A 26,505-nucleotide genomic window follows, 5' to 3' on the forward strand; every position below is an offset into this window, starting at 1 on the left:
TCGACAGCCGTGCCCCTCCGCGCGTCAGCGGTCGCTCAGGGGGAGGAGACGGCCGGACGGCTCTGCCGGTCCGGCTCCTGGCCGGTCCCCGTCGGCCCGGGGCCGAGCTGCTCACGCAGGGCGGCGATCTCCGCGCGGAGGACCGCGATGTCCTCGACCGTCGCCGGGGCCGGGCGTCCCGCGTCGGAGACCCGTTCCACGATCCACGTCGCCAGCGAGCCGGTGACGAAACCGATCAGTCCGATACCGCCGATCATCAGTGCCAGGGCGACGAACCGGCCGGCGGCCGTGACCGGGTAGTGGTCCCCGTAGCCGACCGTGGTGATGGTCACCGCCGACCACCAGAGCGCGTCGTCGAAGGAGGAGATGTTGGCGTCGGCGGAGGCCCGCTCGGCGTCGAGCACGGCCAGCGCGGACACCAGCACCAGCAGCAGGGTGGTGGTGCCCACGTAGACGGCGAGCCGGCCGCGGGCCCAGGTCTCCGTCCTGCGGCTGATGGTCAGCACGGCGGTGACCAGTCGCAGGGCGCGCAGCGGCCGGAGGACGGGCAGCACCAGCACGGTGAGGTCGAACAGATGGTCGCGGAGGAAGCGTCGTCGGTGGGTGCTCAGCTTCAGGCGCGCCAGGAGGTCGACCCAGAACAGCAGCCAGACGACGACCGTCGTCACCTCGCAGGCGAGTCGCCACGCGGCGGGCAGGTCGGGACGGAGGATCGGCGCCGCGTAGACGGCCAGGAAGAGGATCGACAGGATCGTCAGGGGGAGCGCGGTCAGGCGTTCCCACCTCGCCGCCCGGTCGACGGGCCGAGTCTCGTCGGTGGTCTGGATGAAGGGCTGCATGTCCCCGCCCCTGCCTGTGCCCGAGCAACCGTTGCCGGGGACGACTGTACGGGGACCGGCGGTGATGTCACAGGGCCGGGTTACCGTGCGGCCCATGACCGATCCCGGGGACGTGGCCCCCGACATCCTCGACCGGCTGCGGCCGATCTGCCGCGACCTGCCGGAATCCTCCGAGGAGCCGGCGTGGGTGGGCGTGCGCTGGCGCATCCGCCGACGCACCTTCGCCCACGTGCTCACCGTCGGCCCCGACCACCAGATGGCCCGCGCGGCCGCGACCGACGAGCCGGTCTGTGTCCTGACGCTGCGCGCGCCGGCCGACGAGGTGCACGCGCTCGTCGCCGGCGGCGCGCCGTTCTACCGGCCGGGTTGGCGCGACGACGTGCTGGGCCTGGTCCTCGACGACACGACCGACTGGGACGAGGTCGCCGAACTGCTGACCGAGAGCTACCGGCGGATGGCGCCCCGGCGGCTGGCGGCTCGGGTCGCCCTCGCCGACGGGTGAGGTGGACCCGGCGCGTCAGCGGGTGACCGGCAGCCGGTCGAGCCGGGCGCGGACCTGGTCCGCCTCACCGTGACCGATCGCGACCAGGATGTCGTGGGCCGCCCGCCACGCCGACCGGGCCGCCGGCTCGTCGCCCCGGTCGAGGTACGCCTCACCGAGGTGGGTGAGCACCGACGCCTCCCAGTACCGGTGCCCCAACTCCCGGTAGATGGCCAGCGACCGTCGGTGGCAGGCGATCGCCTCGTCGTGGTCGCCGAGATGCCGCCGGGCGTACCCGATGCTGTCCCAGGCCGCCGCCGCTCCCGCCCGGTCGCCCACCGCGTCGAGCACCGCGAGGGCGTCGGTGCAGTGCCGCAGGGTGTGTTCGTACTCGCCGAGCCGGGCGTGGCACCAGCCCACCCCGTTGAGCGCCCGCCCCTCCCCCGGCCGGTCACCGGCACGACGGAACAGCTCCAGCGCCCGCCGGGCGTGGTCGAGCGCCTCGCGCGGGTGGTCCTGCTGCTCGGCCAGCAGGGACAGGTTCAGCTCGACCACGGCCTGCCCGGGCAGCTCGCCCATCTCCTGGTAGATCCGCTGCGCCTGCGCGTAGTGCTCGTGGGCCTCGTCGGGGCGCTCCAACCGGACACCGGCGCGGGCCAGGCAGCGGTGCGCGTCCGCCTGCCGGCCCGGGTCGCCGGTCGCCCGCGCGGCGGCCAGGGCGAGCTGCTGGGTGCGCTGCCAGTCCGCCCAGTAGGCGCGGGTGTCGAAGAAGGTGCTCAACGTCCAGGCGAGCTGCCAGGTGCGCTCGGGCAGGCCGGCCCGGTGGGCCTCGGCGACCATCGCGACCAGTCCGGCCCGCTCCCGGGTGAACCAGACCAGGGCCGCCTCGGCGCTGTCGACGGCCTCGACGGTCACCTCCGGCGACGGCGGTGGCAGAGGCAGCGGCTTGCGCACCGGGTTCAGCAACCGCTCGGCCTCGCAGGCGGTGTGCAGGTAGTGCTCCAGCAGCCGGCGCAGCGCGGCGTCCCGCTCGGCCGGGTCACCCGCGTCGAGGCGCTCGGCGGCGTACTCGCGCAGCAGGTCGTGGAACTGGAACCGTCCCGGCCGGTGCTCGGCGAGCAGGTTCACCGCGACCAGGTCGGCCAGCACCTGCCGGGCCCGGGCCACCGGCAGGCCGGCGAGGCTGGCCACCGCCGGCAGGGCGACGTCGGGGCCGGGGTGGACGGCCAGCAGGCTGAACAGCCGGGTGGCCGGCCCGTCGAGCAGGTGGTGCGACCAGGACAGCGTGGAGCGGACGTCGACGCTGCTGTCCGGGGCCAGGGCGTCCAGCCGTCGGGTGCGGCGCAGGTCGGCGGCGAGGCGCGGCAGCGGCACGTCCGGCTCGATCGCGGCGCGGGCGGCGACCACCGCCAACGCCAGCGGCAGCCCGACGCAGGACGTGACGATCTCGTCCACCGCCGCCACGGCCGCCCGGGTCCGGGCCGCGCCCAGCCGCCCGGCGAGCAGCTCCCGGCCCTCCGTCGGCGACATCAGCGCCAACGGCACCGGCTCGGCGGCCTCCTTGGTGACCAGGCCGTACATCTGGTCCCGGCTGGTCACCACGGTCAGCGCGCCGGCGGAGCCGGGCAGCAGCGGCCGGACCTGCTCGGCGTCGCGGGCGTTGTCCAGCACCAGCAGGACCCGCCGGCCGGCCAGCAGGCTGCGGTAGAGGCCGACCTGCGCCTGGACCGTCCGGGGCAGCCGGTGCGGCGGCACGCCGAGCGCGTCGAGCAGGGCGCGCAGCGCCTCGGCGGGGCTGGTCCGGGTCCGCTCGGGGCCGAAGCCCCGCAGGTCGACGTAGAGCTGCCCGTCGGGGAACCGGTCGGCGACGCGGTGCGCCCAGTGCACGGCCAGGGCGGTCTTGCCCACCCCGGCGGGACCGGTCAGCACGACGGTCACCGGCACCCGGGCCGTACCGGTGGCGCGGTGCAGCAGGGTGTCGAGCCGGTCGAGCTGCGAACCGCGCCCGGCGAACGCGGGGATGTCGGCCGGGAGCTGCCGGGGCACGGCACGCTCGGGCGCCGGTTCCGGGGCCGGCGGCGGGCCCACCGTCACCGCGCCGCCGTCCGGGCCGCCGCCCCGGTCGATGACGACCTGCCGCAACTCGCGCAGCGCCGGGCCGGGCTCGATGCCGAGTTCGGACCCGAGGCGGCGACGGGCGGTGTCGTAGACGGTGAGCGCGGCGGCGGCGTCCCCGCCCGCGTGGTGGGCCCGCATCAGCAGCTCGTACGTGGGCTCCCGCAGCGGGTCACGGACGAGCAGCTCCCGCGCCAGGTCCACGGCCCGGTCGGCCCGGTCCGAGCGCAGCATGGCCTCGGCCTGGCAGTGCGCCACCCGCAGGTGCTCCTGCTCGACCCCGAGCACCCAGGCGTCGAGCAGCTCACCGGTCGGCACGTCCGCAAGCGGCCGGCCCCGCCACAGGTCGATCGCCCGTCGGCACTGCCGTCCGGCCTCGGCCGCGTCGCCGTCGTCGAGCAGCGCCCGGCCGCGTCGCGCCAGGTCCCGGAACTGCCGCAGGTCGTACGCCTGGTCGTCGAGGGTCAGCAGGTAGCCCCCGCCGGCCTTGCGCACCTGGGGGGCGTCGTCGTGCGCGGCCAGCAGCCGGCGCAGGTTCGCCACGTACATCCGGGCGTTGGCCAGCGCGGAGCGCGGTGGCCGCTCGCCCCACAGCTCCGCGATCAACTCCTCGATCGGCACCACGGTGCCCGCCCGGGCGATCAGCAACGCCAGGGTGGTCCGCTGCTTGGGGGAGCCGATGGCGAGGCGGCTGTCCGGCTCGCCGAGCTCCAACGGCCCGAGCACCGCTACCCGCACCGCACCCCCATCCCGGCCGACACGCCACCTCGGTGTCGCTGAGAGTGCAGTTTAGGGAGGGTGGGCGACGGGCGACCAATCATGATCGACGGTGCCACGCTCTGGGACCGCGGTGTCCCCGCCACGGCGGACGGGAGGGTCCGACGCCCTCGGTCGGGTGTCGGACGGTCCGGACGCCCCCGGCCGGTACGGCAGAATCGACGCGGGACACGATCGGGCGGGGAGAGGCGACATGACCGACATGACCGGCGCCGACCGGCGCGACGGCACTCGCGACCTCGGGCGGCGCGGGGAGCCCGCCGCCGGCCTCCTCACCGCCGACGGTGACGTATGACGATCACCGCCGGACAGTTGCTCGGGTTCGCCGCCGTGATGGCGGTGGGCGCGCTCTCCCCCGGGCCGGACTTCGCGATCGTCGTCCGCCAGTCGGTGTCCGGCCGGACGCGCGGGATGGCCACGGCCGCCGGGATCGCGGCGGGGGTGTTCGTCTGGGCGGTGGCCGCCGCGACGGGCCTGGCGGCGCTGCTGGCTGCCTCGGCGTCGGCCTTCACGGTGGTCGAGGTCGTCGGCGCCGCCTACCTGGCCTGGCTCGGCGTCCGGTCGCTGATCACCGCCGTCCGGGGCGGCGGGACGCTCGGCGCGGTCGGCGGGCGGCAGGACACCTCGTTGCCCGCCGCGTTCCGGCAGGGTCTGCTCTGCAACGTGCTCAACCCGAAGGCGGCGGTCTTCTTCGTCGCGCTGATGCCGCAGTTCCTGCGCGCCGACGCCGCGCCCGTCGACGTGGTGGCCCTGGCGCTGGTCGCCGCGACCGTCGCCCTGCTGTGGTTCCTCACCGTGGCGGGCCTGGTGGCGGCGATGCGGCGGCTGCTGGACCGGCCGTCGGTGCGCCGGGCGATCGACGCCCTCACCGGTGTCGCGCTCGTCGGACTCGGCCTGCGGCTCGCCGCGACCCGCGCCTGAGCGGCACGCCGGTCGACAGCCGCCGGCCCCGTCGGGCTGGCACGAGCCCGAGCGGCGACCGCGATCCGTGGCCCCGACGGGCCATGATGGACGCATGGGCGGGCAGAGGTGGAACGGAGTCCGGCGCGGGGCCTGGGTGCTCGTCGCCGTCGGCATCGTCGGGGTCGGCTCGTGGGTCGTCACGAAGGCCCTCGGCGCGCGCACCGCGGCGGACTTCGACCAGTGGGTGGGCTGGGCCAACGTCCTGGCGCTGCCGGTCGGGGCCGTCGGCACCGCGCTGGTGCTCCTGGACCGGGCCACCCGCCGTCGGAACGGCGCGGCGACCCCGCCCTCGGACCCGGCGGGTGCCGGCGCCGACGCTCCGCCGACCGGCGTCCGGACGCAGTACGTCCAGGCCTTCGGCGGCGGCACCGCGCAGGGCGTGATCGACGGCAACATCGTCAACCATCCCGCCCCGACGCGGGCCGACGACGAGCGCCGGTGACCGGCCCGGCGCGCCACGTCACGCCCGCCCCGGGGGATCCGGCGGTGAGCGGGGGCGAGGTGGTCCAGCACGTCACCGCCACCGCGGGCTTCGCCTACGGCGCCGTCGGCGCGGACGTCCACGTCCACGGCGACGGCACCCCGCTGTACCTGCTGCACGAGGAGCAGCCCCGGCCCCGCGGGAGGGATGCCGACCTGCGGCAGCTGCCCAGCCGGATGCTCGACGCGCAGGCGCAGGTGGTGCCGTTCACCGGCCGTGCCCGCGAGTTGGCGGCGCTGCGCCGCTGGCGCGACGACGGCCCGCGGCTCGGCGTACGGCTGCTGCACGGCGCGGGCGGCCAGGGCAAGAGCCGGCTCGCCGCACGGCTCGCGGCCGATTCCCGCGCGACGGGGTGGCGGGTGGTCCTGGCCGGTCTGGGCGTCGGCGCCGCGACACCCTCCCCCGGCAGCCAGGATCTGCGCCTGGACGGGCACCGGGGGGTGCTGCTGGTGGTGGACTACGCCGACCGGTGGCCGCTGACCACGGTGGTGTGGCTGCTGCGCAACGGCCTGCTGCACCGCCCGGACCGGCCGGCCCGGGTGCTGCTGCTGGCCCGCTCCGACGCCGCCTGGCCGGCGCTGCGTGGGGAACTGCGCCGGGCCAAGCTCCCGGCGGACGTCTCGGCGCAGGCCCTGCCGCCGATCTCCGACCGGGACCAGGACGAGCGGTCCGCCGTGTTCGCCGTGGCCCGGGACGCCTTCGCCGCCGTCCACGGCGTCGACGACCCGTCGGTCATCGCCGCGCCGGCCGACCTGCGCCACGAGGACTTCGGACTGACCCTGGCCCTGCACGTGGCGGCCCTGGTCGCCGTGGACGCCCACGTGACGGGGACGCGAGCGCCGGACGAGCCCGGCGAGCTGACCCGGTACCTGCTCGACCGGGAGGAGGCCCACTGGTCCCGGCTGTACGAGGAGCGCACCCGCGGACTGGAGCACCACACCCCGGCGAGCGTCATGGCCCGCACCACGTTCACGGCGGTGCTGGCCGGACCGCTGGCCCATCCCGACGCGGTCGCGTTGCTCGACCGGGTGGAGCGGGAACTGCCCGCGGACCGGATCATCACCGACCACGGCCGCTGCTACCCCGCCCCGGACGAGGGTGGACCGGCGATGGTGCTCCAGCCGCTGTACCCCGACCGGCTGGCCGAGGACTTCCTCGCCCACACCCTGACGCAGCGGCACACCCGGCCCTGGGCCGCGACCCGGCTGCGCGAGGTGCTGCGGGAACCGACGTCACCCGGCGAGTACGCGTCGGTGGCGCGGGCGATGGTGTTCCTGGTGGCGGCTGCCGAGCGCTGGCCCCGTCTCGCCGACGAGCAGCTCAACCCGCTGCTGCGTGAGCGGCCCTGGCTCGCCGTGGTCGCGGGCAACACGACGTTGAGCATGCTCGCCGCCGGCGCACACGTCGACGTGGACGTTCTCGAGGCCGTGGAGGCGGGGCTGCCCCCGGTCCCGTTCGTCGACCTCGACGTGGGCGCCGCCGACATCGCCGAACGGACGGCGCGCGAGCGGCTGCGGCGGGCCGACGACGACGCCGACCGGGCCTCCGCCTACGGGACGCTCGGTCGGCGGCTGGTCAACGCCGGCCGGTACGCGGCGGCGGTGGACGCGCTCGAGCGGGCCACCGCCGCGTACCGGGTGCTCGCCGAGGATGATCCCGGGCAGTTCTCCGGTCACCTCGCCGCCTGCCTGGACGTACTGGGGATCGCCCTGGCGGGTCAGGGCCGGCGGGACGGGAGCACCGTCGTCGGCGGCGAGGCGCTCGCGCTGTACCGGCGGCTCGTCGAGTCCGAACCCGACCGCTACCGGTTCCCGATGGCGTGTTGCCTGAACAACCTCAGCAACTGGCTGGCGGACCAGGGCCGGGACGAGCAGGCGCTGACCGCCGGCCACGAAGCCATCGAGCTGCTGCGTCCACTCGCCACGACCGACCCGCAGCGGTACGAGTCGCATCTCGCCTTGACGCTGGACACCGTGGGCAACCGGCTGCTGGAGGCCGACCGGCTGGACGAGGCCCTCACCGTGACGCAGGAGGCCATCGCGCTGCACCGCCGTGGGGTGCGGGCGAGCCCCGGCGAGCACCTGCCGCAGTACGCCCGAGCGGTGGGCAACCTCGGCGCGCGTCTGCTGGCGGCGGGCCGGCGGGACGAGGCGGTGGCTCCCCTGCGGGAGGCGCTGCGGCTGCTGCGGGAGCTGGACCGGGACAACCCGCTGATGAACCGGGCGGAACTGGCCATCGCCTCGCTCAATTTCGCCTCGGCCGAGAGCGGTCGACCGGCGCGGGACGCGGCCGCGGAGGCCGTGCACCTGTATCGCGCGTTGGCTGCCGACAACCCCGACGCCCACCGGGGCGGTCTGATCCTCGCGCTCACGCAGTCGGGCAGGCTCGCCGAGCGGGAGGGCGACGACGATGCCGCTCTCGACCTGTACGCCGAGGCCCTCGGGCTGCACCGCGACCGGCCCGCATCGGTGGCGGCGATCTACCGCCCCTTGCTGGCGCTGCTGCCGGGACAGCTCGCCGGCCTGCTGGCCGCCGCCGGGCGGACGGCCGAGGCCGCCGCCGTCCTGGCCGAGCCGGTGGACGCCGACGAACTCGCCTGGCTGACGAAGGCCCCGGCCCCGGACCGGGCCCGGGTGCTGGCGCAATTCAGCCTGTCGATGATCAGGGAGGGTTCGCTGGACCAGGCCCAGCGGGTGCTCGCGCAGGTCGCCGACCTGTACCGGGAACTGGGCGGCGGCGAGTCGACGGAGGTGCTCGCCGAGGTCGGACAGCTGCGCGCCGAACTCCTCGGGCGGCTGGAGGAGCACGCGTCCGCCGCCGCGGCGGCCCGGGAGGTCGTCCAGTTGCGCCGTGAGCAGCACGGCGGTGCGGCGCCGGGACACCGGGCGGACCTGTTGCGGGCCCTGGAGCTGCTCGCCGCGGCGTCGAGCCTGTCCGGCCGTCACGACGAGGCACTGGACGCGACCCGCGAGGCGGTCGTGCTGTCACGGCAGCTCGCCGAGACCGATCCGGCGTACCTGCCGCAGTCGGCCCGGGCCCTGGACCAGTTCGTCCGCATCCGCCGTCGCGCCCGCGTCGAGCAGGCCGACGCTCTCGACGCGGCACACGAGTGCGTCCGGGTCTGGCGGCGGGTGAGCCCGACCGATCGGGCCGACCAGCTGGCGTACCTCGACGCGTGGTCCGCGCTCGGGGAGTTGCTGCACGAGTCGGGGCGACACCAGGAGGCGGCCGCCACCACCGAGGAGTCCTTGCTGTTCTGTCGGCGACTGGTCCGGTCGGACCCGCGCGCGCACGGCAGGTGGGTCAGCGCCGTGGCCACCGGACTGAGTCGGCGCCTGTGGGACCTGGGGCGGGGTGAGGAGGCGCTGGCCGCGGCGTCGGCGGCGGTGAGCGTCCTCGAACCGCCGGCCGGGACCGATCCCCACGACCGGGCCGACCACGCCACGGCACTGTGGAACCGGTACGTCCTGCTCCGGGAGACGGGACGCGCGGACGAGGCCGAGGTGGCGCTCCGGACCGTCCTGCCGGCCTATCGCCGGCTGGCCGGCGAGGACCCGGACACCCACCTGCCGGCCCTCGCCGACTGCCTGAACGACCTCGCCGTCACCCTCCGACGGCAGGGCCGCCGCCAGGAGGCGCTCTCCCCCGCCGAGGAAACCGTCACCCTCCGACGACGTCTGGCGGCGACGGCGCCGGAGCATTTGCCGGGCCTGGCGACGTCGCTGCACAACCTCGGCAACCTCCGGGCCGACCTGGGGCGCGGCCGGGACGCGCTCGGACCGGTCGAGGAGGCGATCGCCATCCGGCGGCGTCTGGCCGACCCGGAGGCACACCGGGGCCCGCTGGCTTCAGCCCTGGACGATCTCGGGGTGCTCCTGTCGGACCTGCGCCGGCACGACGAGGCGCTGACGCCCGCGACGGAGGCCGCCGACATCCGCCGGCGACTCGCCGCCGCCGAGCCCGACGCGTACCTGCCGGACCTGGCCGTCTCGGCGCACAACCTCGGCCTGCTGCTGGCCGACCTGGGGCAGGGCCGGGAGGCGTTGGCGGCCATCACGGAGGCGGTCACCATCCGCCGCCGGCTGGCCGGGCGGGACCGGCCCGCCTACCGTCCCCTGTTGGCGCGGTCGTTGTCGGCGTACGCCCACGTCTGCCTGCGGACCGGCCGGAACCTGCCCGGTGCGCTCCGGGCGGCGAGGGAGTCGGCCGAGTTGCACCGCACGCTCGCCGAGCGCGAGCCGCAGCGCTTCGGCGCGGCGCTCCTGCAGGCGCACCGCCTGCTGGCCGAGGCGCTGGAGAGGTGCGGCGAGCCGGCCGAGGCCACCACCGTCCAGCAGCGGATCGACACGCCTCCAGGCGGCGGCGCCGAGCCCTGACAGTTTCCTCGTGGTCACTGCCGGGAGCGGAGGATCCTGATGAACTCCCGCATCCATGGCGGGTTGGCCGACCAGGCCGGCGCGGACACCTGGAGACCGTCGACGAGCACCTCGGTGTCGACGTACTCGGCACCGGCGGCCCTGATGTCGGGCGCGAGCGCCGGGTAGGCCGAAGCGCGTCGGCCGGCGAGCGCCCCTGCGGCGGCCAGGATGAGCGGCCCGTGGCAGAGGTGCGCGATCGGCTTGTCCGCCTCGACGAAATGCCTGACGATCCGCAGGCAGTCTTCGTCGTTGCGCAGATACTCGGGTGCGCGGCCGCCGGGCAGGACCAGTGCGAGATAGTCGGCGGGGTTCACGTCCGTGAACGCCAGGTCCGCCGGGAAGGCGTATCCGGGCTTCTCGGCGTACGTGTCGAAGCCCTCCACGAACTCATGGATGACGAACTGGAGCTTCTTGACGGCCGGTGCGGCGATGTGGACGTCGTACCCCTCCTCGAGCAATCGCTGGTAGGGGTAGAGCACCTCCAACGACTCCGCCGCGTCGCCGGTGATCAGCAGCACCTTCTGCATGTTCGCCCCGTCCCCACCACTGCTCCGCCGCTGGTCCGTCGACGACGGTGGACCAGCGGAACCTCATACCTGAGAACGATGATATCGATCATAAGGGGCTAATAGGGCGATTTCATGCGATGATGGCGCGTGACCGGGGGTCGGCGAAGGTTCCGCCTCGGGCGCGGCGGCGCGAGCGACGAACGGGGAGCCGATGTCAGCCTCGATCGAGGAGTTCCTGGGCGAACTGGCCGACTGCCCGTACCTGCAACGACTCGCCAGGGTCGACGGCACGATCCGCCTCGATCTCACCGAGGACGGGCAGATCCACCACTGGCACATCACCATCACCTCCGGCACGATCACCGTCTCCCGGGAGAACCGCCCGGCGGACTGCATCCTGCACGGCGACAAGGCGTTGCTGGACGCCGCCGCCCGGGGCGAGCGGAACCTCACCACCGCCTGGCTGACACGCAATCTCGTCCTCGAGGGCCGGGTGGAGCTGTTCCGCCTGCTGGAGCGGCTGTTCCCCGGCCCACCGGCTGCCCGCAATCCGCGTGACCTGGTGCCACCGCCGTCGGGAGGGCAGCAGTGAGCGACCTGGTACGCATCCTGGACGGCAACTCCTTCGTCGTCACCGACCGGCGCGGGGACTTCAGCGCCTCGCCGACCTTCCCCACCGGGCTCTTCTCCTGGGACACCCGGTTCCTGTCGAAATGGCAGCTGACCGTCAACGGCAAGTCGCTCTATTCCCTGTCCCTGGACGACCTCCAGTACTACCAGGCCCGGTTCTTCCTGGCGCCGGCGAGCGCCACCCACGACTTCGACTCGACCATGTCGATCATCCGGCAGCAAACGATCAATGACGAGTTCGAAGACCAGTTGACCATCATCAGCCACGGCGACGAGCCCCTCGATCTCGTCGTACGGCTGGACGTGGCCAGCGACTTCGCGGACATCTTCGAGATCCGGCATCAGACGAAGAAGAAGGGTGGCTACTCCTCCCGGATCGAGAACGGCAACCTGTTCCTCTGGTATCAGCGGGAGGACTTCCACCGCGAGGTGATGATCAGCTGCGACCTGGGCGACGGGAGCGACCCGAGCAACTGCCGCAGCGACGTCGATCTCGACGGGCTGACCGCCACGGGACGGCTCGAGCCGAAGAAGATGTGGGTGCTGAAGCTGCGGGCGTCGATGCTCGGCCCGCAGCGTCGCACCGTACGGGCCAGCCTGGGGGGCACCCCCCGACGCAGGCCGCCCCTCGCCGAGGACCTGGAGCTGTGGGTCGACAACGCCCCTCGGCTGGAGACCGCCCACGAGTCGCTGGCCGCGACGTACCGCCGGAGCATCGCCGACCTGGCCGCGCTGCGCTACACCCCGTTGGTCTCCGCCGGGCTGAGCGTGCCGGCCGCCGGTCTGCCCTGGTTCATGACCATCTTCGGCCGGGACAGCATCATCACCAGCTTCCAGGCCCTTCCCTTCGCCCCGCAGCTCGCCGCCGCCACCATCTACACCCTCTCCATCCCGCAGGGCAGCCGACTGGACGACTTCCGGGACGAGGAGCCGGGAAAGATCCTGCACGAGTTCCGCTACGGCGAGAGCGCCGCGTTCGAGGAGCAGCCCCACACCCCGTACTACGGCTCGGCGGACGCCACCCCGCTCTACGTGGTGCTGATGGACGAGTACGAGCGGTGGACCGGGGACGCGACCATGGTGCACCGCTTCGAGCGCGAAGCGCGCGCCGCCCTGGACTGGATCGACACCTACGGCGACGCGATGGGCAACGGCTACATCTGGTACCAACGGCGCAGCGCCCGGCGAGGGCTGCAGAACCAGTGCTGGAAGGACTCCGACGACGGCATCTGCTACCGCGACGGACGACTGCCCGGCTTCCCCCGGGCCACCTGTGAACTCCAGGGTTACGCCTACGACGCCAAGATCCGCGGCGCCCGGCTCGCCCGGGAGTTCTGGAACGACCCGGCGTACGCCGAACGGCTGGAACGAGAGGCCGCCGACCTGAAGGCACGCTTCAACCGGGACTTCTGGATCGAGCGGCACGGCTACTACGCCCTCGCCCTCGATGCGAACGGCGACCAGGTGGACGCGCTGACGTCGAACATCGGCCACCTGCTGTGGAGCGGCATCGTCGACGAGTCCCACGCCGACCAGGTCGCGCGGCACCTGATGAGCCCGGAACTGTTCTCCGGCTGGGGTGTACGCACCCTCGCCACCGACCAGGCCCGGTACAACCCGATCGGCTACCACATCGGCACGGTGTGGCCGTTCGACAACAGCCTGATCGCCTGGGGGCTGCGCCGCTACGGCTTCGACCGGGAGTCCGCCCGCATCGCCATCGCGATCATCGAAGCGGCCGGCTACTTCGCCGGTCGACTGCCCGAGGCGTTCGGCGGCTACGAGCGCAACCTCACCCGCTACCCCGTCGAGTACCCCACCGCGTGCAGCCCCCAGGCGTGGTCAGCCGGAACCACGCTCCTGCTGCTGCGGGCGATGCTCGGGTTGGAACCCGTCGGCGACCACCTGGTCAGCCGCCCCAGCCTGCCGGACGGTCTCGACCGGCTGGTGCTGCACAACGTGCCCGGTCGCTGGGGCCGCAAGGACATCTCGGCCTGAGCCACGCAACGACACCGGTCCCAGATCCACTGCCCCCAGCAGTGCCGGCCCCACCCGCATCGACCGCGCCCGGTGTGCGGCAGACAGCGGCGGGCCGCTGTGCCCTGACCACGGCGACGCTCGAGGGCCCGGCCGGAGCCGGGCCCTCGACCTGTCGTCGGGTCACTGCTGCCACTGGTGGGCGACGTCGAGCACGATCCGGCTGTGCGTGCCCGGGCCCGCCAGCACGAAGACCCGGAACGGCAGCCGGGCCCGCACACCGACCGCGAAGGTGGTGTAGCCCTCGAAGCTGCCGCCGAAGACCACGTCCCGCAGCGTCGGACAGCGCAGCGCGTTCACCACGTGCTCACCGACCCGGTACGGCACGGTGGCGACGTGCTCGTCGTCGTACGCCGGGGCCCGCAGCGACACCCGCAGCAACTCGTCACCGGCGGTGTACGGCGACAGCGCCAGCCCCTCCCCCTCGGTCCAGGTCTCGCCGTAGGCGACCGAGTAGCCGCTCACCGTCCCGGCGAACTCGAACACCACCCGGTCGAAACAGTCGTGCCGGCCGGCGCGCACGTCGATCAGCGGCGCGGCGCTGAGCGTGCCGGCCGACTTCCCCGCGCTGCCCCAGGTGATCCCGCAGTACGGCGATCCCGTCGCCGCGGCGGTGGTGGTCGCCGCCGTGCCGGTGCCCGTACCGGCGACCAGCCCGGCGAGCACGACGACCAACGCCATGAGTCCGCTCCTGATCCGCATCCTGTCCTCCCGTGGTCCCGCTCCGGTGCCCTCGCCGACCTCGTCGGCGGCGACCTCGGGATCCACGGTGGAAGGCGTCTGCGGCAGCAGCTTCGCGCTCCGGTAACTGCCACGTAACAGTGGGCCGGCGGGGTCGGGTGCGCGGCGGCGGGCCGGCGGGACCGGCGTGCGGCCCGCGCCGGTGCGGCGCCGGTCAGCCCTCGGCGGCGTCGGCGCAGATGGCCTGGAGTCGCGCCTGGCACTCGGCGACGAACTCCGGGTAGGTGTGCCAGTAGTAGGAGACCCCGCTCGCCCCCACCGCGATCGCCCAGGCGCGGGCGCGGGCCCAGGTCACCTCGTCGAGGCGCAGGCTGTCCCGGTAGGCGTGCCGGGCCTGGGGCGGCAGGTCCCAGACCGGGGCGTGCTCGGCGTCGGGGAAGCCGATCGAGAGGCCACCGAAGTCGATGACCGCGTGCAGCCTGCCGTCACGCGCCAGCAGGTTGGTGGGCCTGAGGTCGCCGTGCAGCCACCCGGCGGGCGCGGTGGGCTCCGGCAGGGCCAGCGCGGCGCGCCACAACCGTTGCAGGGCCGGCACGTCCAGCCGTGACCCCACCAGGGCACGGCACTCGTCGAGCGCCCTGCCGACCCACTCGTCACAGGCCCGCAGGCTGCCTCCGCGGTACCAGCTGAGGCCGTCCGCGCGGGTCGCCCCCATCAGGTCGACGGCGTGCAGCTGGCGTACGAAGTCGGCCAGGTCGACGCCGAAGGCCGCCCAGTCCCGCACGCTCGCCGGGGTGACGTCGTCGCCGTCGATCCAGCGGTACACCGACCACACCAGCGGGAACGCCGTGGTGGGTGTGCCGGCGTGGACGGGCTCGGGGACGGGCCAGGTCAGCAGCGGCGCCAGCCGGGGCAGCCACTGCTGCTCCTTGCGCACGGACCGCGCCTTGTCCGCGGTGCGCGGCAGCCGTACGAGCAGGTCGTCGCCCAGCCGGTACATGGTGTTGTCGGTGCCCGCCCCCGCCGGGGACAGCCCCAGGTCAGCCCACTGCGGGCACTGTGCCCGCAGCAGCGACCTGACCGTCGTCTCGTCGATCGGGATCTCGTCCTGGTGCAGCGTCACGCCGGAAGTCTCGGCGCTGACGGCGTGCGGAGCCAGTCAATTCCTGGCCGACCCGACGCACGGTGCGGCCGGTCGGGTGCCTGACCGGCCGCCGGGTGGGTCACCGACGGCGACGTTTCAGGGCCAGCCCGAGCAGCACCAGTGCGGCCACGGCGAGGCCGGCCACGCCGACCCCCACGGCGGCCGTACCGGACTGCCGGCGGTTCGCGGGCGTCGGCGCCGCCTGCGGGCGGGTCCCCGGCCCGGCGGAGGAGGAGGCCGGCGGGGCGGGCCGGGCCGGGGTGGTGGCCGGAGCGGCGGGCAGCGGATAGCGCAGCACCGTGGGCCGGGTGCCGGGCGGCTGGTCGGCGGTCTCGGAGACGGTGAGCAGGAACCGACCGTCCATGCTGTAGGTGACCGCTTCGCCCTGCGGCTCGTCCGGCAGGGGGACCACGCGTGGCCTGCCACTGGTCAGCGCGGCGACCACGTCCCCGCCGGGGACGTCGAACTCGAACGCGTCGGCGTAGGTGCGCAGCACCACCCGCCGCCGGTCCGGCGCGCCCGCCGCGCCGGTGATCAACCCTCGGCCGAAGAAGCCGTACGGGTTGTCGGTGGTGCTGTCGGGCAGGCGCACCTCACCGACACGGGACAGCGGCACGGTCGCCCCGGCGCGCAGCGGCGCCGTCGGGGCGTACAGTCCGGCGGCGCCGCCCTGCTTGGTGATGATCAGCGGTCGGCCGTCACCGGTGACCAGCAACGCCTCGGCGTCGTGCGGGCCGTCCGGGTACGCCATCCGGTGCAGGATCGGTTGGCGGCTGCCGGGGCGCAGCGTCCACAGCGCGACCGTCTCGCGGGCGCGGTCGTTGTCGCCGATGTCGGCCACCCACACCGTGCCGTCGGCGGTGACCGCCAGGTCCTCGGTGTCCCGGGGACGGGAGGGGAACCGCACGGCGCGCACCACCGCGCAGTCGGCGTCGAGGAAGAAGATCCGGCGGTGCGACTCCTCGTCGCTGCCGTCGTTGACGGCGACGAAGCCGTCGTCGGTGGCGGCCAGCCCGGAGATCTCGTCCAGCCGCTCGTCGGCCACCCGGCACACCGGCGTCGCGGGCGCGGCGGTCGCGGCGCCGGGGGTGACGACCAGGGCGACGACGACGCCCGACGCGATCAGCGCGGCACGCCACCGCCGGTTCCCCGGATCGACTTCCCGCATGCCCGCCTCCTCCACGCCGACCTGAAGAATGGCATCCCGGCACCCGACGGCGTGGCCCCACCGGCCCCGCCTCCGGTCGCTCGGGGGCGAGCGTGTCAGGGGCCGTCGGACCCGGCGGGGTACGTCAGCATCGGGACGTCGCCGGCGGACCAGGCCCTGAGGACGGGTTCCACGATGCGCCAGCCCTCCTCCGCCTCGTCGCCACGGATCGACAGGGTGGGATCACCGTGCAGGACACTGAGCAGGACGTGGGCGTAGGGCGGCAGCTGCTGGGCGGGGAAACGGGCGTTGAGGTGGACGCGTTCCAGGCAGAACGGGTCACCGGAGCCGTTGAGGTTGATGTCGAGGCTGATCGTGTCCGGGTCCAGCCGCATCCGCAACCGGTTCGCCGGCGCGGTGTCGGGGAAGGGCTGGTGCGGGACGGGCCGGAACCGCACCACGATCTCCCGCCGCGCCCGGCCGAGGGCCTTGCCGGTACGCAGCCGGAACGGCACCCCGGCCCAGCGCCAGTTGTCGACGAACACGGTCATCTCGGCGAAGGTCTCGGTGTCCCGGCGGGGATCCACCCCCGGCTCGTCGACGTAGGCGGGCACCGCGCGGCCGTCGAGGTGCCCGGCGGTGTACCGGGCGCGGCGGGTCAGGGCGCCCATCCGGTCCGGCGCCGGAGGGCGCACCGCGCGCAGCGCGTCGATCTTGCGGTCCCGCAGGTCCCGGTGACCGGTGCTGGTCGGTGGTTCCATGGCGACGAGGGCGAGCAGTTGGAGCAGGTGGTTCTGGGTCATGTCCTTGAGCGCCCCGGCACCGTCGTAGTAGCCGGCGCGGCCCTTCAGGGCGACGTTCTCGTCCCAGACGATGTCGACGGCGGCGATGTGCAGGGCGTTCCAGACCGGTTCGAACACCCGGTTGGCGAAGCGCAGGCCGAGGACGTTGAGCACGGTCTGCTTGGCCAGGAAGTGGTCGACGCGGAACACGTCGTCCTCGGCGAAGGAGCGGTGGATGGTCGCGTTGAGCTGCCGGGCGTCGGCGAGGTCGGCGCCGAACGGCTTCTCCACGATGAGGCGGCTGCCGGCCGGCAGGCCGCTCGCGGCCAGGGCCCGCACCGCGCCCCCGAAGACCGTGTTGGGCAGCGCGAGGTAGACCGCGGCCGGCCCGGTCAGGTCACCCAGCGCGGCGGACAACTGGGCCGGGTCGGTGACGTCGGCGCTTCGGTGACGCAGCCGGTCGGTGACCCCCTGCACGTCCCGGACGCTCAGATCGGGTGCCTTCCGGGCCAGCCGGGCCCGGGCGGCGGCCCGGAACTCCTCGTCGTCGCGCGCGTCCCGGTCGATGCCGAGGATGGTCTGCCGCTCGTCGAGCAGGCCGGCGGCGTGCAACCGGGCCACCGCGGGCAGCAGGTACCGGGCCGCGAGGTCCCCCGACGCGCCGAGGACGACCATGTCCTGGATCATCATCGGGCGGTCCACCGCCCGGACGCCGGGGACGGGCCGCGCCGGTACGTCCCGCGTGCCCGGCGAATGCGGGGATGGGTCACCGTCGGCCCGTTCACGATGTGCTCCTCGAACTGTTCCGTGCGGGACCGGGCCCGCTGCCAACCTCCGACGGTGCGCCGACCGGGCGCCAGTGCCCGACGCCGCATCCGCGGGTGCGACGCCGGCGCGGATCGGGGCTGCCGGCACGCCACGACGCAGGGACACCCCGAGGCGAAGTGAACGCCACCGCCGGCCCCGGCGCTGCCGTACCGGCGGGGCGTCCTCCGATCGGAGGACGGGTGCGCGCCGGCTTCGGGGCGACCGAGGTGACGGGTTCGGGGGCTACGCTCTCGCGGTGAGCGGCGTCGGGGACCACGGATCGGAACTCAGCGGACCTGCGCCCGAGGTGCGCGTCGGCACACCGGAACGTCGGGCAGCCGAGGCCGCGCTCGAGGTGCACCTGAGCGAGAGGCGACTGGACTCCGACGAGTTCACGCGGCGGGTGGAGGCGTGCGAGCAAGCGAGCACCCGGGCGGAGCTGCTGCGGGTGTTCGCCGACCTTCCGGCACCCCACCCCGAGATGCCGTCCGCTGCCGTCCGCGCGACCGAGCCGGAGGACGACATCCCACCGGTTGCGGTCGCGGGTTGCCTGGCGTTGGGGCTGGGGCTGCCCGTCGCCGTCGTGCTCGGCTGGGTCTACGGCACCTGGTGGGCTCTCGCCGTACCGGTGGCGGCAACCGTGGCGATGGCCTACATCGAGCACCTGCGTACGACGCCACGTCGCCCCACCGAGCGCAGCGACCCGCGGGCCTCTGACTGACCGGCACCCCGGGTAGTAGTCGTGGCCGTCACTGCTCGTCGTCCCGAGGTTCGTAGTCGAACCAGTCGAAGGCGGGGCTGCCGGCGGCGGCGTACATCCCGATGACCCTGCCGGTGAAGCCACCGGCGACCTCCGTCGACAGGTAACGACCGTCGAGCGTCGCCAGCTCGACGACCGTGCCGTCGCTCTGCGCGATCCCGAACCGGAGCACGTCCGGCCCCTTGCCGGGATACCACTGCTCGGCCGACGTGCCGAGCATCTCGACCCACAGGAGCACCGGGCCCTCCGCGACCGGCCGGGTGGCCACCGTCGCCAGGACCGATCCGATCCGCGCGACGACCCGCACCTCGCCGTCACCCGCCTCGATCTCGTAGTGGTGCCGCTCGTCGAGGCGTACCGCGAGCCCGCCACGCCCGCCGCTCGGGTCGACCGACGTCCGGGCCCGACACGACAGGTGCTGCTGGCGGCGACCGACGAAGGTGACGTCAGGGGCGTCCGGCGACGCACCGCGCGCCCGTAGCGTGAGCCAACCCGGACGCTGCGTCAGCGAACAGTCCCCGGCCGGCCGGGACCGCACCGAGAGCCATCGCGGATGCAGGCTCGGGCCGTCGAAGTCGTCGCGCACCGGTGGTGGCGGCAGTGGATACGCCGGCCACGGCGGCGCGGTCATGACCGGCTCGACCGGGCCCACCACCGGCCAGCCGTCGGCCCAGGTGACCGGTGCCAGGAAGGTCTCCCGTCCGAGCACGTGCCAGCCGGGGGTGCCGCCCTGCGGGCGTACCCCGAGCAGCACCATCCACCAGGAACCGTCGGCCGCCTCGACGAGATCGGCGTGGCCGGTGTTCTGCACCGGTCGGTCGGTGCCCCGGTGGGTCAGGATCGGGTTGGCCGGGCACGGCTCGTACGGGCCGTCGGGGGCCGTGGCGCGGGCGATCGACACGGCGTGACCGCGTTCGGTGCCGCCCTCGGCGATCATGAGGTACCAGTGGCCGCCGACCCGGTACAGGTGCGGCGCCTCCGGCGCCTGCGCGCCCGGCGCACCGGACCACAACCGGCGCGGCGGGCCGAGGACCCGCCCGGTCCAGGGGTCGATGCGCACCTGTTCGATCCCGGCGTAGGTGCACCAGCAGGTGCCCTCGTCGTCCCAGACGAGGTCGGGGTCGATACCGGCGACGCCGGGCGCCCGGACCGGGTCCGACCAGGGGCCGGCAGGATCCGTGGCGGTGCAGATCAGCGTGCCGCCGCCGTCCGCGACGTTGGTGACGACCAGCCAGAAGCGCCCGTCGTGGTGCCGCAGGGTCGGCGCGTACACGCCCCCGGACGCCGGCGTGGTCGGCGGCAGGACCAGCTGGCTCGGCCGGTCCAGCACGTTGCCGATCTGCTGCCAGTGCACCAGGTCCCGGCTGTGGAAGATGGGCACCCCGGGGAAGTACTCGAAGCTGGAGCAGGCCAGGTAGTAGTCGTCGCCGACCCGGCAGACACTCGGGTCCGGGTGCAGACCGGGGATCACCGGGTTGACGAATCCGCCGGTACCACCGCGCCTGCCGGTCGACGCCGTGTCACTGCCGGCCACGGTCATCCGCTGCCTCCGCGAGGTCGAGGTGCCATCTGATGCGTACGGCCGGACGGCGGATACCCGCGTCGCCCGACCCTGCCGACCGGGGCTGCCGGGGCGTTCGCTCGGCGGCCCGATTCGAACACGCCCGACCGGTGTCTCCAAGGGCTGTCCCGCCCACCGGCACGCCGCACGCGCGACCGGCCGGCCGGCCCGTACGACGCCTTTCCGACGACCCGGCGGGGTGCCCCGGGCCCGGCGCCAAGTGGCTCCGGGCCCGGATCCTGCCCCGCTCAGGGACTGGTGCAGGTGATGGTGCCGGGTGCGATGGCGCCGTTGCCGGTGGCGGTGAACCCGAAGGTGGTCGAGGCGTTCGCGCCCACCGTGCCGTTGTAGGGGGCGTTCCTGACGGTGACGACGCCGGTGGTGCCCGTGGTGACGCCGTTCCAGAGGCTGCTGATGGCCTGGCCGTCGGCCAGGGGCAGCCGTACCGTCCAGCCGTTGATCGTGGTGGCGGTGGTGTTGGCCACGGTGACCTCGGCCTGGAAGCCGCCGGGCCAGGTGTTGACCGCCCGGTAGGTGGCGGCGCAGGCGCCCGGCCCGCCGGTCGGCGGGGGCGTGGTCGGCGGGGGCGTGGTCGGCGGCGTGGTGGTGGGGGGCGTCGTCGGCGGGGCGGTGGTGGGGGGCGGGGTGGAGGCGAACTGGGTGAAGAACCTCCAGATCTCCCCCGACGTCCAGGTCCGGGAGTCGTTGGGGCTGGACGATCCGTCGACCGGACTCGGGGTGTGGTCCCCGTCGAACGCGGCCCACTGCACCGGGTAGCCGGCGCGGCAGCCGGAGTAGGTGGTGGTGATGTGGGTCAGGCTGCCCCGGCTGGGCTCGCGCGGGCTCTGCGCGGTGCAGCCGTTGTTCCTGACGAACGTGTCGCGCAGGGACCGGCCCATGGAGATGTTCAGCACGCTGTCGTAGGTGCCGTGGATGCCGAAGTAGGCGACGGGCTGGGTACCGCCGTTGCATCCGCTGAGGTTCGCTCCGGACAGGACGGTGACCGCGCGGACGACGGTGGGCCGCGCGCAGGCCACCGCGTAGCTCATGGCCCCGCCGTAGCTCCACCCGAGCGCGAAGCGCTGGGTCGTGTCGACGCAGAGGTCGTTCTCGATCTGCCGGGAGATGTCGTCGAAGAGGGTCAGGTCCCGACCGTTGGTGTTGGCCCAGCCGGCGTCGATGCCCTGGGGCGCGACGAAGATCGTGCTGTTGTTCGACAGTGGCGCGAGCCCGTAGTAGCCGGCCGAGGCGACGCTGTTGGCCGAGCCGTTGAGCCAGTGGAAGCCGAAGATCAGCCGGTAGGGGTGGTTCCTGTCGTACCCGTCGGGGATCCGCAGGATGTAGGTGCGGTTCTGTCCGCTGCTCTGGATGGTGCGTGTCCCGCTGGTGAGCGTGGGGGCCTTTCCGCAGCCCGCGGTCGTCGCGAGGGTGCCGCTCGTCGCGGCTGCCGCCGTGTCGCGCAGGTCGCTGCTGAGCGCTCCGCCGACGGTCGCCGCGAGGACGAGCGCTGCGGCGGCGATGGAGGAGAGAACGTGCCGATGTCTGACCATTGCGTGGCTCCTTGCCGTGGGTCGTCTCGTGCGGTGGTGCTGCGGGTGCGGCGTGCACGGGTGGCGTGCGGGCCGTCCGTCGGTGCCGGGTGCGCCGTCGACGGGGCGTGGGGAGCTGGGCATACGGCCGGACCGAAGTCGTCCGGCGGCGGCCTGCGTCGCCTGGCATCGGCGGTGCGGCCCGGACTGGTCACCGATCGGCGAGGCGGTGGGAACGAGCGCCCTCGCACGCCGCCGATCGACTCTGGTGACGGGGAGCGTGCCCTTCGCTCCCGCGCCGGAAAGATAGCATGTTATCGATAACACGCTCAACCGGTCGTGCCGCCGGCAGGGTCCCGGCGGACCGGCCGGATCAGCCTGGCCTGGCCGGCGACCCGGCGCGCCCGGGACCCGCCACACCACTCCGGGAGCGACCCGGACCCGCCGCGCCGGACAGGGCCGCCGACGGGCACCGCCCGACTCGGCAGGCGGTCGGTGGCCCTCTGGTCACCGGATTCACCGACATGCGGTTCGCGTTGGCTCACGCCGGGCCGCGACCTGTCGAGGGTCGGCCATGCCCGTCGGGAGTGGAGCCCCGTCCCCCGCTCCGGCAACCCATCGAAACTATCGCTTGATTATCGCGCAACTTTCTGAAAATCTGAGCCCATCGATGGGATGTGATCGCTAACAGCGAGCATGTCCGGGCGGTCGGGTCCGCAGCGGTTCTGCCCACCGGCGACACCGCCTCGACCATGCCCAGAAGCCACGAGCGGGGCGGCTGCCCGCCCCGACGATCAACCCACGACCCCGGGGAGGTGCGCGCGTCGATCGGTCGGAGAGTCCACCGCCGTAGCCACCACCAGGCTCGCCACGGCGACCGGACCACTCACCGCAAGCACCACCCGGACGGTCCACGGACCAGCTGATCCACATCCGGTTTGCCCGGAGGGCCGGTGTCACCCGGGCGGCCGGCCGAGCGCGGCTGCCCGGGCCGACACCGGCGTCACGGCGAGCTTGCGGTCGCTTCCCGATGGAAATCCCTATTGGAGGATCAGTATGGTCTCCCCCACCCGTCCCCCCGGGCGTCGACTCCGAACGCTCTCGTTCTCCGCAATAGCCGTGGTCGTCGCGGCTCTGGCCGTGTCCCTCCTGCCCAATCTCGCCCAGGCCGCCGAGTCGACGCTGGGCGCGGCGGCGGCCCAGTCGGGTCGGTACTTCGGCGCCGCCGTCGCCGCGAACAGGCTCGGCGACGGCACGTACACGACGATCTTGAACCGGGAGTTCAACAGTGTGACTCCCGAGAACGAGATGAAGATCGACGCGACCGAGCCGCAGCAGAACCAGTTCACGTTCACCAACGCGGACCGGATCGTCAACCACGCCATCGGCCGGGGGATGAAGGTGCGCGGCCACACCCTGGCCTGGCACTCCCAGCAGCCCGGTTGGATGCAGGGCATGGAGGGCGCTGCGCTGCGCTCGGCGATGCTGAACCACGTGACCCGGGTCGCCACCTACTACCGCGGCAAGATCGACTCCTGGGACGTGGTGAACGAGGCGTTCGAGGACGGGTCCAGCGGCGCCCGGCGCAACTCCAACCTCCAGCGCACCGGCAACGACTGGATCGAGGCCGCCTTCCGCGCCGCCGACGCGGCCGACCCGGGCGCCAAGCTCTGCTACAACGACTACAACACCGACAACTGGACGCACGCCAAGACCCAGGCCGTCTACCGGATGGTCCAGGACTTCAAGAACCGTGGCGTGCCGATCGACTGCGTCGGTTTCCAGTCGCACTTCAACAGCGGCTCGCCGTACCCGGGCAACTACCGCACCACGCTGTCGAGCTTCGCGGCGCTCGGCGTCGACGTCCAGATCACCGAGCTGGACATCGAGGGCTCCGGCACCACCCAGGCCAACACGTACCGCAGCGTGGTCAACGACTGCCTGGCCGTCGCCCGGTGCAACGGCATCACCGTCTGGGGCATCCGGGACACCGACTCCTGGCGGGCCAGCGGCACGCCGCTGCTCTTCGACGGCAACGGCAACAAGAAGCCGGCGTACGACGCGACCCTGAGCGCGCTGAACAGCGTCAGCCCCACCCCCACCCCGACCACGCCGACGCCGGGCCCGACGGCGGGCCCGATCGACGTGACCGCGTGGTACGAGGTGGTCAACCGCAACAGCGGCAAGCGGCTGGACGTGTGCGGGCTCTCGACCGCCGACGGCGCCTGCATCCAGCAGTACACCGGGTCGGGCGGCGTCAACCAGCAGTGGCAGTTCGTCGACTCCGGTGGCGGCTACTACCGGCTGCGGGCCCGGCACTCCGGCAAGGTGCTCGACGTCCACAACTGGTCGACCGCCGACAGCGCGGCGATCGTGCAGTGGAGCGACCACAACGGGGCGAACCAGCAGTTCCGGGTGGTCGACTCGGGCGGCTACGTCAAGCTGATCAACCGCAACAGCGGCAAGGCGGTCGAGGTGCAGGGCGCGTCCACCGCCGACGGGGGCAGCGTCGTGCAGTACACCGACTGGAACGGGCCGAACCAGCAGTGGCAGTTGGTCCGGGTCGGTGGCCCGACCACGTCGCCCACGCCGCCGGCCGGGACGTGCGACCTGCCGTCGACGTACCGCTGGTCGTCGACCGGGCCGTTGGCACAGCCGAAGGCGGGGTGGGTGTCGCTCAAGGACTTCACCTACGCCCCCTACAACGGCCGGCACCTCGTCTACGCCACCACGCACGACACCGGCACCAGTTGGGGGTCGATGAACTTCGGCCTCTTCAGCAACTGGTCCGAGATGGCCACGGCCAGCCAGAACACGATGTCCAACGCCACCGTCGCGCCCACGCTGTTCTACTTCGCCCCGAAGAACATCTGGGTGCTCGCGTACCAGTGGGGCGGGACCGCGTTCTCCTACCGGACGTCGAGCGACCCCACCAACCCGAACGGGTGGTCCGCGCAGCAGACGCTGTTCACCGGGAGCATCTCCAACTCCGGCACCGGCCCGATCGACCAGGCGCTCATCGGTGACGGCACGAACATGTACCTGTTCTTCGCCGGCGACAACGGCCGCATCTACCGCGCCAGCATGCCCATCGGCAACTTCCCCGGCAGCTTCGGCTCGTCCTACACCACCATCATGACCGACACCACGAACAACCTCTTCGAAGCCGTCCAGGTCTACAAACTCGAGAACGAGAACCGGTACCTCATGCTCGTCGAGGCCATCGGCGCCCAGGGCCGCTACTTCCGCTCCTTCACCGCCACCAACCTCGCCGGCACCTGGACCCCCCAGGCCGCCACCGAGAACAACCCCTTCGCCGGCAAGACCAACAGCAGCGCCACCTGGACCAACGACATCAGCCACGGCGAACTCATCCGCACCAACCCCGACCAGACCATGACCGTCAACGCCTGCAACCTCCAACTGCTCTACCAGGGACGCTCCCCCAACTCCGGCGGCGACTACGGCCTCCTGCCCTACCGGCCCGGGCTGCTGACCCTGCAGCGCTGAGGCCGGATCCCGACGCCCGCACGGGCTGAACGGGATCACCGCACAGAGGCGATGGGACGACAGCGGCGGGTTCGGCCGGGGGCCGAGCCCGCCGCTGCCATGCGGAGATCCCGGCGTCAGGCGCGTTCGAAGGTGAGGTCGAAGTCCTTCCGCCAGGTCCTGCCCTCGTCCTCGGACATCTCCCACCGGCCGAGGATCCGGTTCTTCTCGACGTCGGCGACGAAGCGCTGGTGGAAGTCCGGGTCTGCCCGGATCATCGTCCAGTGCTCGCCGTCGAAGGTCATCGCGAACTCGCGGCAGACGCCCCGGTCGTCCTGGTAGAGCGCGACGAACCGGTCGTTCGCGTCGCTGCGCCCGAGGACCAGGCTCATCTCGGAGCCGGCGTGACCACCGCCGCCGAACGCCGACCGCACGATCAGGAGCGACTCCCCGAGCCACTCGATGCCGGTGGTGCCCGGCACCTCGGTGCCGGGTGGTTCCAGGAACCAGGCGTCCGACAGGGTCGTCGTCCACTCCCCGACGAGCCCGCTGAGCCTCGCCATCTCGGTGTTGCGCATCGCGTCCTCCGATCGGTCCTGGCTGCTCACCGCGTCGGCGGCCAGGGCCAGCGTATGGCTCGGCGGAGCCACGGGCCGTCGCGGCGGGCCGGTCGACGCTGATCGCGGCGCCAGGTTCCTGCCGCACCGCGGTGTGTGTCGGGACTCTTCGGGTAGGGCGGAAGGAACCGAGCCGAGAGGAGTGTGTGATGCCGAGCACCACCATGCCCATGCTGGAGACGTACCCGAAGTCGATCAACCTGGACCGCGCGAAGCTCGCAGCGACGATCGACGCGCTCAACGACTGCGCCCAGGCCTGCACCGCCTGCGCGGACGCCTGCCTGAGCGAGGACATGGTCGCCGAGCTGACCACGTGCGTCCGGACGAACCTCGACTGCGCCGACATCTGCGCCACCACCGCCCGGGTGCTGTCCCGGCACACCGGCTACGACGCGAACATCAGCCGCGCCCTGCTGGAGGCGTGCGCCACCGCGTGCACGTCCTGCGGCGACGAGTGCGCCGGTCACGCCGACAAGCACGAGCACTGCCGGATCTGCGCCGACGCGTGCCGCGCGGGTGAGCGGGCCTGCCGGGACCTGCTGGCCACCATCAGTTGAGAACGGGCCGACGGTGCCGGCCACCCCGTGCGGGTGCCGGCACCGTCCGCTCCCCTCGTGTGTGGCCATCTGGAACTGCTCGCCCTTGCCGGCCCTGCGCTGCTGCTCCCTGGAGGCGCTCCTGCCGTTCCTGGCCCGGCAGTCCGCCCGGCGGGAACTGGGTCTGGTGGGTGGCCAGCTC

At 73.4% G+C, this 26,505-nt stretch carries 19 protein-coding genes; 9 read left to right on the plus strand and 10 right to left on the minus strand.

Annotated features, from left to right (window positions below; all coding sequences use genetic code 11):
* Window positions 1-35 precede the first annotated feature (35 nt).
* Window positions 36-839, minus strand: coding sequence for a potassium channel family protein (locus GA0070614_RS03090; RefSeq protein WP_088974542.1), 804 nt, complete (start codon window positions 837-839; stop codon window positions 36-38).
* Window positions 840-933: 94 nt separating this feature from the next.
* On the opposite strand from GA0070614_RS03090, the gene GA0070614_RS03095 reads away from it, so the two are divergent.
* Window positions 934-1,341, plus strand: coding sequence for an MmcQ/YjbR family DNA-binding protein (locus GA0070614_RS03095; RefSeq protein ID WP_088974543.1), 408 nt, complete (start codon window positions 934-936; stop codon window positions 1,339-1,341).
* A gap of 15 nt (window positions 1,342-1,356) precedes the next feature.
* Here the strand turns inward: GA0070614_RS03095 and GA0070614_RS03100 are convergent, their stop codons facing one another.
* The gene (locus GA0070614_RS03100) at window positions 1,357-4,173 is read right to left on the minus strand and encodes an AfsR/SARP family transcriptional regulator (RefSeq protein ID WP_088974544.1); all 2,817 of its coding nucleotides are present in this window, start codon (window positions 4,171-4,173) and stop codon (window positions 1,357-1,359) included.
* 330 nt (window positions 4,174-4,503) lie between these two features.
* Here GA0070614_RS03100 and GA0070614_RS03105 point away from each other — a divergent pair, with 330 nt between their 5' ends.
* The 3 genes from GA0070614_RS03105 (at window position 4,504) to GA0070614_RS03115 (ending at window position 10,032) form a co-directional block, all read left to right on the plus strand.
* A complete protein-coding gene (locus GA0070614_RS03105; RefSeq protein WP_088974545.1) occupies window positions 4,504-5,133 on the plus strand; it encodes a LysE family translocator in 630 nt (209 codons plus the stop codon).
* Between the two features lie 94 nt (window positions 5,134-5,227).
* The gene (locus GA0070614_RS03110) at window positions 5,228-5,617 is read left to right on the plus strand and encodes a hypothetical protein (RefSeq protein WP_088974546.1); all 390 of its coding nucleotides are present in this window, start codon (window positions 5,228-5,230) and stop codon (window positions 5,615-5,617) included.
* Between the two features lie 44 nt (window positions 5,618-5,661).
* Window positions 5,662-10,032, plus strand: a complete 4,371-nt coding sequence (locus GA0070614_RS03115) for a tetratricopeptide repeat protein (protein ID WP_157744912.1) — start codon at window positions 5,662-5,664, stop codon at window positions 10,030-10,032.
* Window positions 10,033-10,046: 14 nt separating this feature from the next.
* Here GA0070614_RS03115 and GA0070614_RS03120 read toward each other — a convergent pair whose 3' ends face one another.
* The gene (locus tag GA0070614_RS03120; protein ID WP_088974548.1) at window positions 10,047-10,601 is read right to left on the minus strand and encodes a DJ-1/PfpI family protein; all 555 of its coding nucleotides are present in this window, start codon (window positions 10,599-10,601) and stop codon (window positions 10,047-10,049) included.
* 193 nt (window positions 10,602-10,794) lie between these two features.
* Between GA0070614_RS03120 and GA0070614_RS03125 the strand changes: the two genes are divergently transcribed.
* Window positions 10,795-11,175, plus strand: a complete 381-nt coding sequence (locus GA0070614_RS03125; protein ID WP_088974549.1) for an SCP2 sterol-binding domain-containing protein — start codon at window positions 10,795-10,797, stop codon at window positions 11,173-11,175.
* Complete coding sequence (locus GA0070614_RS03130) at window positions 11,172-13,211, plus strand: amylo-alpha-1,6-glucosidase (protein ID WP_088974550.1); 2,040 nt, start codon at window positions 11,172-11,174, stop codon at window positions 13,209-13,211. The genes GA0070614_RS03125 and GA0070614_RS03130 overlap by 4 nt, the downstream gene beginning before the upstream one ends.
* A 162-nt stretch (window positions 13,212-13,373) precedes the next feature.
* Here GA0070614_RS03130 and GA0070614_RS03135 read toward each other — a convergent pair whose 3' ends face one another.
* The 4 genes from GA0070614_RS03135 to GA0070614_RS03150 all read right to left on the minus strand — a co-directional run bounded on the left by GA0070614_RS03135 (window position 13,374) and on the right by GA0070614_RS03150 (window position 17,694).
* Window positions 13,374-13,952: an AMIN-like domain-containing (lipo)protein gene (locus GA0070614_RS03135; RefSeq protein WP_172892355.1), complete on the minus strand. Its 579-nt coding sequence runs from the start codon at window positions 13,950-13,952 to the stop codon at window positions 13,374-13,376.
* Window positions 13,953-14,145: 193 nt separating this feature from the next.
* On the minus strand, window positions 14,146-15,054 hold the full coding sequence (locus GA0070614_RS03140) for an aminoglycoside phosphotransferase family protein (protein ID WP_088974551.1): 909 nt from the start codon (window positions 15,052-15,054) through the stop codon (window positions 14,146-14,148).
* 100 nt (window positions 15,055-15,154) lie between these two features.
* Complete coding sequence (locus tag GA0070614_RS03145) at window positions 15,155-16,243, minus strand: hypothetical protein (RefSeq protein ID WP_157744913.1); 1,089 nt, start codon at window positions 16,241-16,243, stop codon at window positions 15,155-15,157.
* 95 nt (window positions 16,244-16,338) lie between these two features.
* Window positions 16,339-17,694 (minus strand): glucose-6-phosphate dehydrogenase, encoded by a 1,356-nt coding sequence (locus GA0070614_RS03150; RefSeq protein WP_088974553.1) that lies wholly within the window; start codon window positions 17,692-17,694, stop codon window positions 16,339-16,341.
* 373 nt (window positions 17,695-18,067) lie between these two features.
* On the opposite strand from GA0070614_RS03150, the gene GA0070614_RS30110 reads away from it, so the two are divergent.
* Window positions 18,068-18,532 carry a DUF1707 SHOCT-like domain-containing protein gene (locus GA0070614_RS30110; RefSeq protein WP_157744914.1) on the plus strand — a complete coding sequence of 155 codons (465 nt, stop codon included), beginning with the start codon at window positions 18,068-18,070 and terminating at the stop codon, window positions 18,530-18,532.
* 28 nt (window positions 18,533-18,560) lie between these two features.
* Here the strand turns inward: GA0070614_RS30110 and GA0070614_RS03160 are convergent, their stop codons facing one another.
* Together GA0070614_RS03160 and GA0070614_RS03165 are read right to left on the minus strand one after the other, a co-directional pair.
* Window positions 18,561-20,111, minus strand: coding sequence for a glycoside hydrolase family 43 protein (locus tag GA0070614_RS03160; RefSeq protein WP_088974555.1), 1,551 nt, complete (start codon window positions 20,109-20,111; stop codon window positions 18,561-18,563).
* Window positions 20,112-20,380: 269 nt separating this feature from the next.
* The gene (locus GA0070614_RS03165) at window positions 20,381-21,682 is read right to left on the minus strand and encodes a cellulose binding domain-containing protein (RefSeq protein ID WP_088974556.1); all 1,302 of its coding nucleotides are present in this window, start codon (window positions 21,680-21,682) and stop codon (window positions 20,381-20,383) included.
* Window positions 21,683-22,717: 1,035 nt separating this feature from the next.
* On the opposite strand from GA0070614_RS03165, the gene GA0070614_RS03170 reads away from it, so the two are divergent.
* A complete protein-coding gene (locus GA0070614_RS03170) occupies window positions 22,718-25,171 on the plus strand; it encodes a non-reducing end alpha-L-arabinofuranosidase family hydrolase (RefSeq protein WP_088974557.1) in 2,454 nt (817 codons plus the stop codon).
* A gap of 116 nt (window positions 25,172-25,287) precedes the next feature.
* Here GA0070614_RS03170 and GA0070614_RS03175 read toward each other — a convergent pair whose 3' ends face one another.
* Entirely contained in the window at window positions 25,288-25,728 is a 441-nt protein-coding gene (locus GA0070614_RS03175) for a hypothetical protein (RefSeq protein WP_157744915.1), read from the minus strand.
* A gap of 188 nt (window positions 25,729-25,916) precedes the next feature.
* Between GA0070614_RS03175 and GA0070614_RS03180 the strand changes: the two genes are divergently transcribed.
* Complete coding sequence (locus GA0070614_RS03180) at window positions 25,917-26,324, plus strand: four-helix bundle copper-binding protein (protein ID WP_088974559.1); 408 nt, start codon at window positions 25,917-25,919, stop codon at window positions 26,322-26,324.
* The last annotated feature ends 181 nt before the right edge of the window (window positions 26,325-26,505 follow it).

Source organism: Micromonospora coxensis, assembly GCF_900090295.1.
Taxonomy (GTDB): domain Bacteria; phylum Actinomycetota; class Actinomycetes; order Mycobacteriales; family Micromonosporaceae; genus Micromonospora; species Micromonospora coxensis.